Annotated in this window: 13 protein-coding genes and 2 pseudogenes; 9 read left to right on the plus strand and 6 right to left on the minus strand. The window is 41.9% G+C overall.

The window, feature by feature from the left end:
* Positions 1-68: 68 nt before the first annotated feature.
* The gene (gene potD, locus BDE27_RS13780) at positions 69-1,121 is read left to right on the plus strand and encodes a spermidine/putrescine ABC transporter substrate-binding protein PotD (RefSeq protein WP_099132587.1); all 1,053 of its coding nucleotides are present in this window, start codon (positions 69-71) and stop codon (positions 1,119-1,121) included.
* 59 nt (positions 1,122-1,180) lie between these two features.
* Here potD and BDE27_RS13785 read toward each other — a convergent pair whose 3' ends face one another.
* Complete coding sequence (locus BDE27_RS13785) at positions 1,181-2,053, minus strand: phosphorothioated DNA-binding restriction endonuclease (RefSeq protein ID WP_099132586.1); 873 nt, start codon at positions 2,051-2,053, stop codon at positions 1,181-1,183.
* An 831-nt stretch (positions 2,054-2,884) separates the two neighbouring features.
* On the opposite strand from BDE27_RS13785, the gene BDE27_RS13790 reads away from it, so the two are divergent.
* From BDE27_RS13790 to BDE27_RS13820, 7 genes are all read left to right on the plus strand, one after another.
* On the plus strand, positions 2,885-3,883 hold the full coding sequence (locus BDE27_RS13790; RefSeq protein ID WP_099132585.1) for a 3-oxoacyl-[acyl-carrier-protein] synthase III C-terminal domain-containing protein: 999 nt from the start codon (positions 2,885-2,887) through the stop codon (positions 3,881-3,883).
* Positions 3,880-4,899, plus strand: coding sequence for an NAD-dependent epimerase/dehydratase family protein (locus BDE27_RS13795; protein ID WP_099132584.1), 1,020 nt, complete (start codon positions 3,880-3,882; stop codon positions 4,897-4,899). The genes BDE27_RS13790 and BDE27_RS13795 overlap by 4 nt, the downstream gene beginning before the upstream one ends.
* On the plus strand, positions 4,892-5,698 hold the full coding sequence (locus BDE27_RS13800) for an MBL fold metallo-hydrolase (RefSeq protein WP_099132583.1): 807 nt from the start codon (positions 4,892-4,894) through the stop codon (positions 5,696-5,698). The genes BDE27_RS13795 and BDE27_RS13800 overlap by 8 nt, the downstream gene beginning before the upstream one ends.
* On the plus strand, positions 5,695-6,966 hold the full coding sequence (locus BDE27_RS13805; protein ID WP_099132582.1) for a F390 synthetase-related protein: 1,272 nt from the start codon (positions 5,695-5,697) through the stop codon (positions 6,964-6,966). The genes BDE27_RS13800 and BDE27_RS13805 overlap by 4 nt, the downstream gene beginning before the upstream one ends.
* A gap of 84 nt (positions 6,967-7,050) precedes the next feature.
* Entirely contained in the window at positions 7,051-7,233 is a 183-nt protein-coding gene (gene vapB, locus BDE27_RS13810; protein ID WP_099132581.1) for a type II toxin-antitoxin system VapB family antitoxin, read from the plus strand.
* The gene (locus BDE27_RS20020) at positions 7,233-7,709 is read left to right on the plus strand and encodes an RtcB family protein (RefSeq protein ID WP_099132580.1); all 477 of its coding nucleotides are present in this window, start codon (positions 7,233-7,235) and stop codon (positions 7,707-7,709) included. The genes vapB and BDE27_RS20020 overlap by 1 nt, the downstream gene beginning before the upstream one ends.
* A gap of 484 nt (positions 7,710-8,193) precedes the next feature.
* A complete protein-coding gene (locus BDE27_RS13820) occupies positions 8,194-11,166 on the plus strand; it encodes an inverse autotransporter beta domain-containing protein (RefSeq protein ID WP_169922793.1) in 2,973 nt (990 codons plus the stop codon).
* A gap of 147 nt (positions 11,167-11,313) precedes the next feature.
* On the opposite strand, the gene BDE27_RS13825 is transcribed toward BDE27_RS13820, so the two are convergent.
* Both BDE27_RS13825 and BDE27_RS13830 read right to left on the minus strand, forming a co-directional pair.
* Positions 11,314-11,688, minus strand: a complete 375-nt coding sequence (locus BDE27_RS13825; protein WP_099132578.1) for a type II toxin-antitoxin system PemK/MazF family toxin — start codon at positions 11,686-11,688, stop codon at positions 11,314-11,316.
* Positions 11,688-11,960: an AbrB/MazE/SpoVT family DNA-binding domain-containing protein gene (locus BDE27_RS13830; protein WP_099132577.1), complete on the minus strand. Its 273-nt coding sequence runs from the start codon at positions 11,958-11,960 to the stop codon at positions 11,688-11,690. The genes BDE27_RS13825 and BDE27_RS13830 overlap by 1 nt, the downstream gene beginning before the upstream one ends.
* Positions 11,961-12,179: 219 nt before the next feature.
* Between BDE27_RS13830 and BDE27_RS13835 the strand changes: the two are divergent.
* A pseudogene (locus tag BDE27_RS13835) lies at positions 12,180-12,408 on the plus strand (helix-turn-helix domain-containing protein); the annotation flags it as partial.
* Positions 12,409-12,493: 85 nt separating this feature from the next.
* Here BDE27_RS13835 and BDE27_RS13840 read toward each other — a convergent pair.
* The 3 genes and pseudogenes from BDE27_RS13840 to argF all read right to left on the minus strand — a co-directional run bounded on the left by BDE27_RS13840 (position 12,494) and on the right by argF (position 16,507).
* Complete coding sequence (locus tag BDE27_RS13840) at positions 12,494-13,774, minus strand: bifunctional O-acetylhomoserine aminocarboxypropyltransferase/cysteine synthase (protein WP_099132576.1); 1,281 nt, start codon at positions 13,772-13,774, stop codon at positions 12,494-12,496.
* A gap of 471 nt (positions 13,775-14,245) precedes the next feature.
* Positions 14,246-15,018, minus strand: a pseudogene (locus tag BDE27_RS20620) (Thoeris anti-defense Tad2 family protein).
* A gap of 475 nt (positions 15,019-15,493) precedes the next feature.
* The gene (gene argF, locus BDE27_RS13855) at positions 15,494-16,507 is read right to left on the minus strand and encodes an ornithine carbamoyltransferase (protein ID WP_099132573.1); all 1,014 of its coding nucleotides are present in this window, start codon (positions 16,505-16,507) and stop codon (positions 15,494-15,496) included.
* Positions 16,508-16,729: the final 222 nt, after the last annotated feature.

The raw sequence follows: 16,729 nt of genomic DNA on the forward strand, positions 1-16,729 counted from the left end.
GTTCACGCCGAACCTATATATAATACTAACGCACCAACTGCGAGGGGAAACACGACATGAAAAACAACATGAAAAAGTGGTTCTGTCTGTTAGCCGCTGGGATGATGGCATTAAGCATTGGTTCGGTGAATGCCGCTGCCGCTGATGATGGCAAAACGCTGTATTTCTACAACTGGACTGAATACGTTCCGCCTGGTTTGCTCAACCAGTTCACCAAAGAGACTGGAATTAGGGTGATTTATTCCACCTATGAATCCAATGAGAGCATGTACACCAAGCTGAAAACCTATAAAGACGGCGCTTATGATTTAGTGGTTCCATCCACTTACTTTGTCTCAAAGATGAGTAAAGAAGGGATGTTGCAAAAAATCGATACCAGTAAATTGAGCAACTTCCATAACCTTGATCCTAACCTGCTCCATAAGTCTTTTGACCCGAATAACGATTACTCTATCCCTTATATTTGGGGCGCAACGGCGATTGGCGTCAACGGCGATAATATTGATCCCAAATCTCTCTCTTCGTGGGCTGATCTTTGGAAACCAGAATACAAAAACAGTTTAGTACTGACTGACGATGCGCGTGAAGTCTTCCAGATGGCGTTGCTGAAATTGGGATATTCCGGCAATACCTCTGATCCGAAAGAGATTGAGGCTGCTTATCAGGAACTGAGAAAACTGATGCCAAATGTACTGGCATTTAACTCTGACAATCCTGCCAATCCATTTATGGAAGGCGAAGCGGATATCGGTATGATGTGGAACGGCTCTGCTTATGTTGCGCGTCAGGCTGGTACACCGGTTGAGATTATTTGGCCGAAAGAGGGTGGGATTTTCTGGATGGACAGTTTGGCTATTCCTGCGAATGCTAAAAATGTCGATGGCGCGATGAAATTGATCAATTTCTTGTTACGTCCAGAAATTGCGGCGCAGGTTGCTAAGAAAATTGGCTACCCGACTCCGAACCTGGAAGCGAAAAAATTACTACCGAAATCCATGACAGAAGATAAGTCTTTGTATCCAGATGCTGCCGTGATCAAAAAAGGCGAATGGCAGAGTGATGTTGGCAATGCCAATATTCTGTACGAAGAGTACTTCCAAAAATTGAAAGCAGGTCAATGACCTAAAATCAGTTTGAATTACGAGGGAGCTTTGGCTCCCCTTTTTAATATGCTTGAAAGCTATTCTTTAAAGACTTGGTTGCGATGCCAGGCGATGAAACTTTCCAATGGATAATAGTCTTTATTCTGGGGACGCAATATTGGCTGTTTTGCAAAATTCCAGAAAAGTTGCTTCACTATCGTGCCACCATTGACACTTTCTGAAACCAGTAACTTCATATTATCGTCAATACTGATTGATCCCATATCGAATGCAGAATGGTGCAGAGAGCAAAGGGCAAGCCCGTTGTTTACCGTACAGGGGCCGCCGTATTGTTTCCATTTGATATGTGCGGCTTCCAGGCCAACGGGGGTACTGTCATGTCGCAGATTGTAACCACATATTGCGCATTGGTAGTTATAGGCGCGCAGTATCTGCTGGCGAAAATGGGGATCACGCATTTTGCGGATATCGTTTAAAGAGAAATCCAATTGGTTGGCGAGCAGCTCTTGTATGCTGTCAGGGAAATGTTCACTCAGGATTTGTTGTGCCAATTTATTGATGGTAGCGGGTTTTTTGCGTAATAACTGGTAGCTTTGTGGGTCGAAACCTCCTTTGACGCCAAATTCAATGAGTTCACGTTTTGGCGGCTCCTTGCTACCTTTTTGTGGCGTACAGAGTTCGGTATTTTGCAATTCCCAAAACCCGTCGCCACGTAAGCGCCAGAAGGGTAAAGAGGGATAGTGGGTTTTGCGTCTTGGGCCAAAGTTATTGAGTAGCTCCAGTAGTGGCTGGTGGATCTCCTCCCCATAATCAAACAGTCGTTCATGACCTTTCTGATATTGCGAGAGTACATACAGTAGCAATAACGGCTTATGTGGCGCACGTTGATCACCTTTGCGCCATACAGAAAGGTTTGAAATTGCGACTTGGAGTTCTTTGATTGCAGGCATGTAAGTTGTTTGATTAATGGTAACGGTATTGCGATCATGCTCGCAAAAGTGGTGAGAGGCAAGATGTTGGTTTGGAAGAAATTTGGGGTGGGTTATATGAAGATCCGCTGAAAATGGTGTGTAGACAGTAAAAACATATTGCTATATATCTTTTAGTTAGAGTTGATATGGGGATTATTTATCGTTCCATTGATTGATATCAGACTGGGAGATTAAGCTTTTTAATATAACCTTCTTCAACGGCTTGTTTTGACCAACAAGTGATCTGAGATTTATATAATTTATTTACTTCAATTAGCAGAATTATTCTTCTGAATAAATACTTCTTACTCAGAAGAATAAACTCAGTATTTTTACTTTTAAAAGATATATATGTTGTAAATTTAATGTTTTACTTTTATTTAAAAAATAATAAAAACATTGGACTAATGCTTGTTCAGAATTTTAGGGTGACTATATTTATTTAATTAATCAATGAAACAAAATCTGGAAATGATTATTTCCCATTAATTAAATCAAGTTAGTTTATTTGTAAATTAATATTGACCTTTATTTTACATATAGACAACAAACGCCATGATTAAATTTCATAATATGTTTTCTGCATTAAAAAAATTTTATGATATTGAAATGATGAACTGAGAAAATTTTTTATTTTTCATATAACTGCATTGAATATTTCAAATTAATAATATGATGTATCATAAATATATACTTCCTGTTTAATCGGCTATCTGATAAATATTCATTTATTCTCACCCTACTCAGAATTCACTTCATATTCTGGCAGCAAATTTAAACAAAAAATTAACACTTGGAAGTTATAAAAAAATGAAAAATATAAATGAATTGATCCCATTAAAGATCATTGCGTCTGGTATTGCCTTACCAGAAAACAAAGTGTATTCATCCGATTTAGATTTAAAGTTCAATAAACCGAAGGGGTTTGTCGAAAAACATTCTGGAATAGAGTATCGTTATCATTCGGATTATGACGTCCCCCCAGCTAAATTAGCCACAAATGCATTGCATAATACGTTAGAAACACATCAAATCTCGCCAGATTCAATTGATCTGCTGATTTCAGCTTCTGCTATCCCGATTCAAGCCTTACCTTATTCCGCAGCACATATTTTAAAAGCGAGCCGTTTAAAAGCCGGAACTGCCTGTTTTGATATTAATTCAAGTTGTGTCAGTTTTATTTCTGCCCTGGATGTTGCGAGTGGATTGTTAGCAACCCGACAGTATCGGCGAATTGCCATTGTCTCCTCAGAGATGGCTTCCCGTGGCATTGACTGGTCACATCAAGAATCATCACTGATTTTTGGTGATGGGGCGGCTTGTGTGATCGTTGAAAGAGGGAATGGGAAAAGCGGGATTGTTACCTACAAACATGAAACCTATCCAGAAGGTCTCGAATTATGTGAGATTCGGGCCGGCGGAACCCGCAAGAATCTGCGTGCAGGCATGGAAGATAGCGATTTTCTGTTCCAGATGCAGGGTAAGCCACTGTTTAAACTGACTGCCTCATTGATTGAAGAATTTACAGCGCGTGTATTGGATGATGCCAATCTTGCAATGTCCGATATCGATACCGTGATACCTCATCAGGCAAGTCATTTGGGATTGAAACATATTCTCAAACGCTTGAATATCAAGGATGAGAGATTTGTGAATATCTATCGTTATCGTGGTAATCAGGTCGCGGCATCCATTCCAAGCGCGCTGCATGAAGCCATTATGACAGATCGCTATTATGGTCGTGATTATGTGATGTTACTTGGTACAGCGGCTGGGCTTTCATTAAGTGAGATGATTCTAAGACCATGAAAATTCTTGTAACCGGAGCCACGGGTGGGTTAGGTCGTAATGCCGTTGATTACCTGTTATCCCATGAAGAGACGGTGGTGGCAACCGGACGTGACCCGCAGGCGGGTGAGTTATTGACTCAATTGGGTGTGGAGTTTCGTCTCGCTGAACTGGCGACGCTAACGGAGGGTGAAGCCATCGAACTGATGTCAGAGTGTGATGCAGTCTGGCATTGTGCTGCCAAATCCTCTCCCTGGGGCGATCCTGATGAGTTTGAACGTATCAATGTGGCTGCGACACATACATTGGCACAGGCAGCAGGAGTATGTGGTATTCGGCGATTTGTCCATATTTCTACTCCAGCTGTATATTTTAATTTTTCACACCAACAGCATGTTACCGAAAATCAGCGCAGCCAGCGTTTTGCCAATGATTACGCCCGAACCAAGTTTCTGGCGGAAGAGAGCATACGCCAACTGATCCCCCGCTATCCTGACACAACTTACATTATCCTGCGCCCTCGTGGATTATTTGGCCCGCATGACAGGGTATTGTTGCCGCGTTTGCTGGCCCAGGTTAAAGCCAGCAAAGGCGTTATGGCTTTGCCTGCGGGGGGAAGGAATGCTCTGGATCTCACTTACGTAATGAATGTTGTCCATGCCATGTCGTTGGCGACTCATCACGAAGGGTTGCAAAGTGGGGCGATATATAACATTACCAATCAACAGCCACAGCCATTGGCGAAGATCTTAGGGCAGTTATTTAACGAGATGCAGTTTGATTACCGGATCAAATCATTGCCTTACCCACTTCTGTATGGTGTTGCGGCAATATTGGAAGGCGTTGCCATGCTCACCCGAAAAGAGCCGTTGCTGACGCGTTATGGTATTGGTGCGGCTTATTTCTCTATGACACTGGATAACTCAAAAGCGCAAGAAGAGCTGGGTTATTCGCCGATTTATACCATCGAAGAAGGTATTCATTTAACGGCCAACTGGCTAAAACAGATAGATCAGCAAACGGGTGCACATGGTTAAGATACGTGTTTTTGAAGTGGGATATTGCACTCATTCCGGTTGCATGGCACTGAAAGGTGCCAGTCTTCGCGTATGCAAATTTCCGGCTCGTGCGTGGTTGTTGGAGTGTAATGATAAGCGTTGGCTGCTTGATACCGGATACGCCAGCCATTTTTACGATCATACCCGCAATGGAATTATTCGATTATATCGCATGGTTACACCGGTCTACTTTGACACCAAAGACGCATTGGTGATGCAACTAAAAGAGGAAGGGATTCAGGCACGTGATATTGATGGCCTCATCATTTCTCACTTTCATGGTGATCATATTGCCGGATTACGAGATTTTCCGCAGACCCAATTTATCTGTTCGGGGGAAGGTTGGCGGCAAACCCGTAACTTACGCGGTATTGCTGCGCTACAAAAAGCATTTGTGCGGGGGTTAGTCCCGGAAGATTTCGAATCCAGAGTCAGTTTTTATGAAGGGTTTGAAACCAGCCCGTTGCCAGAGGAATTAGCGGTATTGGGGGAAGGTTATGCCGTGCCAGAAAGCCAGAAACAGATACTTATTGTTCCGCTGCCTGGCCATGCGGCAGGGCACCTTGGCCTTTGTGTATTGACTGAACAGGGTTGGGTGTTGTTGGCAGGAGATGCCGCCTGGTCTCCGACCAATTACCGTGAACTGCGTGGGCCTGCAAAATTGGCGAATCTTATTATGGATAACAGCCGTGCCTATTACGAGACACTGAATAAGCTGCATCAAATTGATCAAAAGCAGATCCCTATCCAGCTATGCCATGAGGGAGATTTAGAATGATATTTAAGACGCTTTGGTACTATTGGCGGGCCAGAAAACGGTGGAAATTTGCCAACCGACAGCAGCTTGAACAACATCAATGGCGAGAATTGGCGCGATTCAGGCATAGGGTTCTGACGAAAAGCCCTTATTTCTCCTCATTCGGTGATTTATCGTTGGTGGAATATCCGCTTATGAATAAAGCCATCATGATGGAAAATTTCGACCAGATGAATACGGCGGGTCTCAAACGCGATGAGTTGTTGGCCTGTGCGCGGCTGAGCGAACAGTCACGGGACTTCAAACCGACAGTCGGCAAATTCAGCGTTGGCATGTCATCGGGGACATCAGGGCAGCGAGGTATTTTTGTTGCCAGCCCGAAAGAGCGGAGCATTTGGGCAGGAACCCTGCTTGCCAAGATGCTGCCAAATGGCTTATTTCATGGTGAGCGAGTTGCACTGTTCTTACGGGCGGGGAACAATCTTTACGATAGTGTCCAGAACCGTTGGATATCCTTCCGTTTTTTTGACTTGTTCGCTGACTTTAATCAGCAAGTACAAGCGTTAGTAGAGTATCAACCAACGATTGTCGTAGCGCCAGCTCAAGTATTGCGTGCGTTGGCATTGAAGATCCAACAAGGCGAAGCATCATTGCCGCCGGTTAAAGTGATCTCGGTGGCAGAAGTGCTGGAGCCGCAAGATCGACAACTATTGAAAACCGTATTCAGGGAAGTGGGAGAAATTTATCAGGCCACGGAAGGGTTCCTGGCATGTACCTGCTCGCATGGGACGCTGCATCTTAATGAAGAGTTTCTGCATATTGAGCCAAAATGGATCGATGAATCGCGTTTTAACCCGATCATTACCGATTTTACGCGGGAAACCCAGCCCATTGTGCGTTACAAGCTTGATGATATTTTGGTGGTAAAGAAAGCCCCGTGTGATTGTGGCAATCCTGCATTGGCGATAGAGCGCATAGAAGGGCGCAATGATGATCAGCTAATTTTACCTGCTCTGGCAGGGGGAACAGTAAATATTTTCGCTGATCCTTGTTCGCGGATCATTGCCAATACCTTGCCGCTAACAAGTGATTACCGGCTAACCCAAACTGAGTGGTTGCTGAAATTGGAAGGGGATTGTGTTGTTGAAGTTCTCCAACAGTGCCAGTCGGCGCTATCAGATTACTTTGCCAAACAGGGAGTTGATATTGATAAAATTGAATGGCAATGCGTATCGCAGGCGATATTACCGGATCTGTTTAATAAGCGCCGCCGGATAATTAGGAAGTGAAACTGCGCAATCGCACTGGAGATGGTTGATTGCGCGTTTTTATTTTACTGTATCAGGAAATTTGCATGTGACATTTGAGTTTATTTGCCCAAAGCCGTTGCTTTCCCGGAAGATGTAAAACATGTTGATATTATTGCTATTGGTCGAGTTCGTATCATAACTCCGGCGGGAGAGGGATGGGATAGTTGGTTTGATGGCGAAAATGTCACTTCTGATTTTATGGCTGACAGACAGCAGCCAAGTGAGCAGCTCAGGGAGGAGTTTTGATGATTAAGTATATGCTTGATACCAATAGTTGTATTTATACTATCAAGAATAAGCCGCAGAAAGTCAGAGAAGCTTTTTATCAGCATTATGGTCAGCTTTGCATCAGTTCTGTAACATTGATGGAATTAATTTATCGTTCTGAAAGATCAGCGAATCCTAAAAAGAATCTGGATATTATTGAGGGATTCGCTGCACGTTTAGAAGTTATGACTTATGGCTTTGATGCGGCTGTGCATACAGGGCAAATCCGTACTCCTGGTAGTGATGCCAAGGTTTGTCAGGCTATCCGTCCAGCGAGTTTAGGCACTGTGGGTTCAGGCAATCACTTTGTTGAACTGCAAATTGTCGATACCATTTTGGATAGGTATGCCGCGTATGAGGTAGGTCTGCGTAAAGGTGTAACACCAGCGCGGGCAGGGGAATTGGCATTGATCCCCGGTTCAATGGGAGATTATTCCTATTTAGGTCGTGGATAACATTTAAAGCCTAATATCGAATTAAGTCTACAACCATTATTTTTCAAGTTGCAGTCTATAAAACAGTAACTTGATATTTCTTACTAAAGAATTTTTTTGAAAAATAAAATATAAAAAACACAACATTAAAATTTCATATTTCATTGAATACCAAGACTAACTTATTATTCTAATTTCTCCCTCATGTAATAACCTGATATTCGAAACAGAAAGTGATAACTATCTTTTATCAGCTAATAAAAAATTTTCATTAAGCAGATTAGTAATAAGTCACCTAATGTATCTTAAGTGCACAAAAAGATTAATTTTTTATTCTTATTCAGTGTTGGGACATCAAATATTCCATGAGGTACTATATATGAGTTCATATATTAGTAATAAGTTCATTAGGTTTTCTCTATATATAGGTTCTTTGCTTTTACCATTTATAGCCACGAATACATTGGCTATAGGTGAAAAAAACACTGAACAGCAAACACAGACAGTGGCAAATGAAAATCAGTTAGATAATAGGGGCGATGGAACAGCAGGTTTAATTGCGCAAAATATTCAGACGGTGAGTCGGGTATTGTCATCTTCACCTTCTCAACTTACCGAACAAGCTAAATCCTATGCGTTAGGAAAGCTCAATGGGACGATATCCAGCGAGACACAGAAATGGTTATCACAGTTTGGTACAGCCAGAATTAATTTTGCCCTTGATAGAAAAGGTAAATTGGATAATGGCTCCCTGGATATGTTGCTTCCGCTTTATGACAATAAAGCCGATTGGTTGGTTTTCTCCCAATTTGGTTATCGCCATAAAGACAGCCGTCATACTGTGAATGTCGGTTTGGGGGGACGCTATTTTACGCCTCATTGGATGTATGGGCTGAATACTTTCTTTGACCATGATGTCACCGGTAAAAACCAGCGCCTCGGTGTAGGGGCAGAAGCCTGGACAGATTATGTCAAACTTTCTGCCAATTCATACTTGCGTCTGACTGAATGGCGCCAGTCATTGAAAGATCATGATTGGGAAGAACGTCCTGCCAACGGTTTTGATCTTCAAGGTGAATTTTATTTACCCGCTTACCCGAACCTGGGGGGTAAGTTAGGCTTTGAACAATACTTTGGTGATAACGTTGCTTTGTTCAATCGTGACAGCAAACAGAAAAACCCCAGCCTGGGCAGAGTTGGCCTGAATTATACACCGATCCCGTTGGTGACAATGGGGGTAGATTACAAATATGGGGGCAGCGGACACAGTGAAACTCTGTTCCAGGCCAACCTGAACTACCGCTTTGGTGTACCTTGGGACGCGCAGTTCTCGCCTGGTAGTGTTGCTTCCATGCGTACACTGGCAGGTAGCCGTTATGACTTAGTGGAAAGAAATAACCATATTGTGCTTGATCATCGGAAGAAGCCAGATGAACTGGAATTGACGATGTCGCAAAACACTATCTTTGGTTATAGCCAGCAAACATGGCCAACACCATTACCTATAACGGCTAACATAAAATCAAGCGTCAAAAAAATCATATTTCAGGCAGATAATGCATTTACCCAAAATGGCGGCAGTATTGCCACTATTGGTGGCGGTAATGAGCTAGTTACGCTTGTATTGCCTAAATATATTCCTGATGGACAGAATACGCATACGGTAAATATCTTTGCGGAAGGAAATAACGGTAAGGTAAGTAAGCCCGCTATTTTGAATGTGACAGTACAGCCTTTTGTTGTCAGACAATTTAAGGCTGAACAATTAACAACCTCTAATACGGGTGCTCAGGGGGGTTATAATTTACTGGCGACTATCGCTCATGGTGCTGCTGATAAAGATATTATCCGCAATGGCGTGATTGATAATGTCACCTGGTCGATTGAGCCACAAAGTAAAGATGTTAGTCTGAATTGGGAAAACCCCAGCAGAACCAATTCTCAGGGGCAGTTGCAGGCAACGGTAATAACCTCCCAGCCGCTGAAAGATGTGAAAGTTTTCCTGGAAATACCTGGAATGCCAAAAACTCATGTTGGTGATATTGGCTTTAGTGGCCTGATTTCTGACTTTAAGATTCAATCCGTTACTCCGTTCGTATCTGGGCCACTTCTCGCTGGAGATAATGGCTATACCTTTACGGCCGTTGTAAAAGATAAGAATGGTATTGCCCTGAAAAATCAGAAGGTGGATGTCAAATGGTATCCTGAGACATTACCGGATGGTATGAAGTGGTCATCAGTGCAAAACACCACAAATACCGAAGGGAAATTGTTTGCTACCTTAACCAGTACCAAACCTGTAAAAGATATTAAAGTCGGTGCCTCAATTGATGGTGGTAAAACGACGACATACACTGAAAAACCCGTGGCTTTCGTCGGTGATATTAAGATTGGCGACATTGAAGTGACACCGAATAAGGATCTCAATGGTGACGGAAAAGAGGCTTATCTCTATAAAGCAAAAATTAAGGATGCTGCTACTGATTTAGCTATACCAAATCTGACCTTTGATCACGATAAGGTGATTTGGAGCATGGTTAATGACAAGTTTGACCACAATAAACTGGTAGAGGAAGGTAAGCTGGTGTTCGGCAATAAACAGCTAACCACGGATGATCAGGGATACTTGACGACAACGTTGACCAGCTCTGTCGGTGTTGACAATGTCAATGTCAAGCTGGAACTTGTGAAAAAAGAGGGAAAACAGGAATCGATTGCTAACACTACCGTGAAATTTATACCGGTAGAGCAGCCTGTTGGGTTGTATATTTACAATGGGAATAATCCATCTGTCAATCACTTCTACAAGAGTGATGAGAATGGACCTTATAATGTCTTCGATGCATTAAACGCAGAGTTACGACGTGATCCAAATACTCCTCTTATTGATCCTAACATTGAAGAAGGCAAATATACCGTAGTTTCAGGGCAAGTAGCCGAACAGAGTATGGGTTCTGATAATGTGTTCGATTTTGTGCTTGATGGTCTGCACTTTTCACTGGCGCCTACAAAGCTCAAGGCGACTGCTACTAACAAGCAGACAGGGGCAATAGCTACCTACACTTATACAGTGAAGCCTCTGCGTTATTTTCGCACATTTGATCCACAGAATCATAAAATGAATTCACAAACAGATCATGCATGTGAGATATTTGCTGGTAAGAATAATCAAGCATATAACTATGCATCAGTGACAGTGACGGATTTGTGGCCATTATCAAGTTCTCGTGTCCATAATGAGAAATATGGCACAACTCTACTTGAAGAGTTTCCCAATATAATGGATTGGGGCCTTATAGGTCAGACAGGGGTATACGGAAATGGAACTGATCCAAATAATCCCGCTATACTGGTGTCTAACAACATAAATCCAGAAGTTAGCAAGCATAACTACTTTGTTGGGTTTGATGTTGTGAAACATGAAATAGTTGACAAATCAAGCGTTAATAAATTGATAACTTGCTTGATTACACACTAACAAACCAATAGGAATAAATAGTAAAAACACAGGCTCAAAATTAGAGCCTGTGTTTGTTTCAGCTCGCTGACAAACCCATTTAAAATAGTGAGGTTTGTTTTTTTATCCAGTGCGCCGTAAAACTTCGGCTTTCAGAGGATGTCAAAATCAATGTAATTGAGGATCTAAAATATCTATGACTTTGGATAATATTTCATCAACAACGCTGGGTTCAGCTTGTGCTGAATAGGTCGCTTTTCTTTCATTCAAATCAAGTGAACGAATTTGGTAACAAAGCACAACACCGGTAATTTTTCCGGTATCGGTACTTGAGCCATCAAGATATACCGTGACCGCTTCAGAGCGTGCTAACCCTCCTCCGCTGGTAATTGGAACGCAAAGTGCAGTACCTAGCTTTTGATTCAGTGCAAATTCAGAGATAACCAAATAGTAATGTGTTCCTCTAAACTCTCTTCCGCTAACGGGATCACCGTTAGTGTGCCAGATTTCACCCTTGCCTGGGACATTCCTTTTACGCACCATTAAATCACCTCATGACCAACAGGGTGAGAATTCAGTTCGTCGGCGGTGGTTTCGTTGAAAGTTTGCACCTCTGTTTCATCAATGCCTTGCAGCAGCTCAGAAAGAGACTTTCGGCCTCTGGCAATTCTACCCGCTGGTTTGATGCTTATTGTGTCACCTGATGGTTTTATATCCAATGTCATGCCGACAGACCATCCCATTACTGTTGCAACTTCACTAGGGATGGTGACAACGACAGCTCCTCCCTGTTGACGTAAACGCGTTATTGCCATGATGACCCTCCAATAAATATGTAACTTTATCTCACACATTGATTGTATCATAAGTTTCACAAAGTCACACTTTTGTTTCGGTATCGTGGCAAGGCTAGCTCCCTATCATACCCACAGAAAGATATTTCCTTTGTCTCTGTTGCCAATCATCCTTTATTTTGATTAATTGATTCGATCCTAAGCGTAAAAGGATTCTTCTTTGTGCTGGTAACAAGACCGGAGATGTTGCTTAACATTCATCTGGCAGAACTTCGCGAACGCATGAATCTGACTCAAGGTGACATCGCTGTGGCTCTCGGCATCAAGCAGCCGACTGTCTCCGATATGGAGAAACCCTGGCCGCGACTTGAAGTTATCTTCTCTCAAACGCTACGTGGAAGCATCCGGTGGCAAGTTACGTATCGACGTAGAGTTACCCGACGGCACACACTACGGCTTTGTAATTTAATCTAAAACACAGGCTCAAAATTAGAGCCTGTGTTTGTTTTTATTACATTTGCAATATTCTGGGATTATCGCTTTTAACAACGATTTTACAGCGTCTTTGCTGCTTCCAGCGCTTGTGCCAGGTCGGCAATAATATCATCGCTATGTTCGATACCGATGGATAAGCGAATTAAATCACGTGAAACGCCTGCTTTTACCATTTCTTCATCATTTAGCTGACGATGGGTTGTTGAGGCGGGATGACAAGCCAGAGATTTAGCATCACCAATATTAACCAAACGAACAATCAATTGCAGAGCATCGATAAAGCGTATACCTGCTTCTTCTCCGCCTTTGATGCCGAAAGACAGAATAGACGCTGGTTTGCCCCCCATATAACGGATAGCCAAATCATGTTCAGGATGTGTAGGCAATCCCGCATAGTTCACCCAGGATACCTGAGGATGTTTTTCCAGATATTGTGCGATCTTCAGGGCGTTTTCAGTATGGCGCTCCATCCGTAACGCCAATGTTTCCAGTCCCTGTAACATCAAAAAGGCATTGAATGGAGACAAGGCCGCGCCTGTGCTACGCAGTGGCCCAACACGACAGCGAGCGATAAAGGCAGCGGCACCAAAATGTTCGGTATAGGTTATGCCGTGATACGAAGGATCTGGTGTGCCTAAAATGGCAAAACGATCCTGATGCGCCATCCAGGGGAATTTGCCTGAATCGACAATCATCCCTCCAATTGAGGTGCCATGTCCGCCAATATATTTGGTCAGAGAATGGATGATAATATCGGCGCCATGTTCAAATGGGCGGCATAAATAGGGCGTTGCGACGGTATTATCGACAATAAGAGGAATGCCGTGCCGATGGGCAATATCTGCCAGCGCCTGGATATCAATGATATTCCCACTTGGGTTAGTGATGGATTCGCAATAGACGGCTTTGGTTCTTTTATCGATCAGGGTGTCAACGACAGCGAGATTATCATGATCAACAAAACGGGTTTCAATCCCCATATTTGGGAAACTGTGTGCCATCAGGTTATAAGTTCCGCCATATAATTTTGCGACAGAGACAATATTATCCCCGACCGTGGCGATGGTTTGTATGGCGTAGGTGATTGCCGCCATGCCCGAAGCGACCGCAAGTGCACCGATACCACCTTCCAAAGCGGCGACACGTTTTTCCAATACATCATTGGTTGGATTCATGATGCGGGAGTAAATATTACCTTCCACTTTTAAATCAAACAGATCAGCACCATGTTGGGAATCATCAAAAGCGTAGGAAGTTGTCTGGTAAATTGGGACAGCAACGGCTTTGGTTGTTGGATCGGGTGAATAACCTGCATGGATGGATAAAGTTTCTAATTTCATTGCCATTTCCTTTAGTTAAGTGAAGTGGTACTGACGTTTGAGACTGACAATTAAAAATAGTAACGCGTTTGTTTTGACTTTGTTGATATCAAAAAATGATTCTGAATCAATAATTCAATATTACTCCCATTTGTTGCATTTTATCCGATTGCCTTACAAGAACTATTTATACTTTAAATGGTTAAAACATTTAATAAATATAAAAGGTAATTATTGATGATTGGCTCAGCATACCGCATTGATGAGAGTGTGAATGTATATGCTTTGTTGGGTTTTGCTTATTCAAAACCTCAGCCTTTATGCGGGTTATGAAGGAGTATCCGCAAAATATAGCGGAAAAGATCATGCCATTGATGGGTTTAATATTGGTGTCGGTTAGCGTTTTTAATATATTTGCTGCCACAATAGGGGATAATTGCGGTGGTGGATATAAAAGGCTACCGGAGAGTAGCCTTAAAGTTAGGGTGGAGATTATTTATCGTACCAGCCAAAGCGGAAATGCTTGGTTTTACCTATGTTATCCTTCAGTATGGAGCATACGTTTATAGCTTCACTAGCAGAGTATTCTTTACCATGACTATTATTATCATAAACTACAGTGATTGTAGTTCCGTTTACTTTAAGAGGTAATAATATATCGGAAACATTAAGTTTATAGGTTCTATTATCGACTGTTACATAAAACTCTTTGCTAAGTAATTCTACTGTTTTTTGGCAGTGATCTTCATCACAGGATACGATAAGCATCAAATTAAATGAGCCTAGACCAGGCGTCATGAGGCCGCAAACAAATCCTACGATTTCCTTAATAGTTGTCTTATTCTGGAAGTTAGATAGAGTACCGATATTATCATAACGATCATGCGGTAGTCCTATTTTAAGATCAAAAGACATCCAATATGGTGCTGGTAATAGCAGTATTTTCCAATCACAAGCTATTAAATCTTCTTGGGTGGGTCCCAGGGAAGCCAATAACTATCTTTATCACTCTTTTCAATATAAGCAGACCCATCACCTTCACTATTCGCTACCGACTGATGAGCAAGGCGTATATGTTCTTTAGGAACATGCCAACCAGTACGACATAACAGTTGTTTTTTTACATATACATGGCTTAGCGCCCATGCGAAAGAACCGATTGGTACAGTGACTTCACCACCAAAACCTTCAAACTTATTTTGGGCAAGATTGAATGGATATTTAAGGCTGGCATTCATATTTTCTGGTTTACTGAGTTCAGACATAAATCCCTCACTTAATTATTCATTAAAATTCAAGGTAATTTCATTCTACTGCTAATCCGCCAGCACATATTACTTAGGTAAATTTTTTATTTCAATAATGTGAGATATAAAAGTAATTAATATGGGAGTAAAATAAGTGTTTTTTTATAAAATCTGCCTATCTGCTGTGGCGGAGATGAGTTGGGGGGTAAATTTGAAGTTTACTGCTAAAATATTGTTTCTTTCCAAAATCTTTCTGATTATTGATTATCAATCCAATTTAAATAGTATCAAAATCAAAAAACATGCTTGAAATTATTTTTGTTAGTGTCATTAGTTGATGCAAATAAAAATAGTGAGTTAATTCACTATTTTTATTTAGTTATCTTCTTTAAATTGAAAATATAGATCTATATGGTGCGTCCTTTAAATAAGCTGGGTATATTAGCATTTTGATTTTTGCCAATATGAGCGGACGCAAAATATAAATCAACTATTACAACACGAGGTTTTCCACCAATGTTGCTACCATGACAGCCTTAATGGTATGCATTCGGTTTTCAGCCTGATCAAACACAATGCTGTGTTTTGATTCAAATACTTCATTTGTGACTTCCAGGCCACCATATAAATTGAATTCCTCTGCCAGTTGCTTACCAAGTGTTGTTTCTTCATCATGGAAAGCCGGCAGGCAATGCAGGAATTTAACTTCTGGATTCCCTGTGAGTTTCACAACCTCCATATTGACCTGGTAGGATTTCAGTAATGCAATACGTTCTTGCCAGACCGATTTCGGTTCTCCCATTGATACCCAAACATCGGTATACAGAAAATCGACCCCTTTTACACCTTGCGTAATATCTTCTGTCAGAGTGATCTGACCGCCAGTTTTCTCTGCCTGTTTTTGGCATTCCGCAACCAAATTTTTGTCTGGCCAGCATGTTGTTGGAGCAACCAAACGGAGATCTATACCCGTCAGTGCAGCCGCTTCCAGTAGGGTATTGCCCATGTTATTGCGGGCATCGCCCAAATAGGCGAATTTGATCTCAGATAGTGGTTTTTGGCTGTGTTCCTGCATCGTCATTAAATCAGCCAAAAGTTGGGTTGGATGGAATTCATCAGTCAGGCCATTCCAAACCGGAACTCCTGAGTATTGCGCAAGCGTTTCGACAATTTTCTGACTATATCCACGGTATTGAATACCATCATACAAACGCCCAAGTACCTGCGCAGTATCTTTGATGGATTCTTTGTGCCCGATCTGACTGCCGCTTGAGCCTAAATAAGTAACATTGGCACCTTGATCATGAGCTGCGACTTCAAATGCGCAGCGTGTACGAGTGGAGTCTTTTTCGAAAATCAGGGCAATATTTTTCCCTGTGAGTAAGAGAGATTCAGAACCTGATTTTTTATTCGCTTTTAATGCATGAGACAAAGTTAAAAGGGTATCAATTTCTGTGGGAGTAATGTCAAGTAATCTTAGGAAAGAACGCTTGAAAAATGGGTTCATTATGCATTGTCTCCATTAGGCAATATTGAATTTATATTCACTATATATCGATAAAAAATTCAATTACAAGCCCTGTGTGCAGAGTTTATAGGAGTGAAGGTATCAAGACAGGTTATAGATCAGCCGCTTATGTTATGCATTTCTTTTTGAACAAAATTGGATAGATATATCCTTTGTACATAAAAGATGGGAGAATGCAAAACAAGACAGCCAACTGACAGA

This window comes from Xenorhabdus ehlersii (assembly GCF_003610465.1).
Lineage (GTDB): Bacteria > Pseudomonadota > Gammaproteobacteria > Enterobacterales > Enterobacteriaceae > Xenorhabdus > Xenorhabdus ehlersii.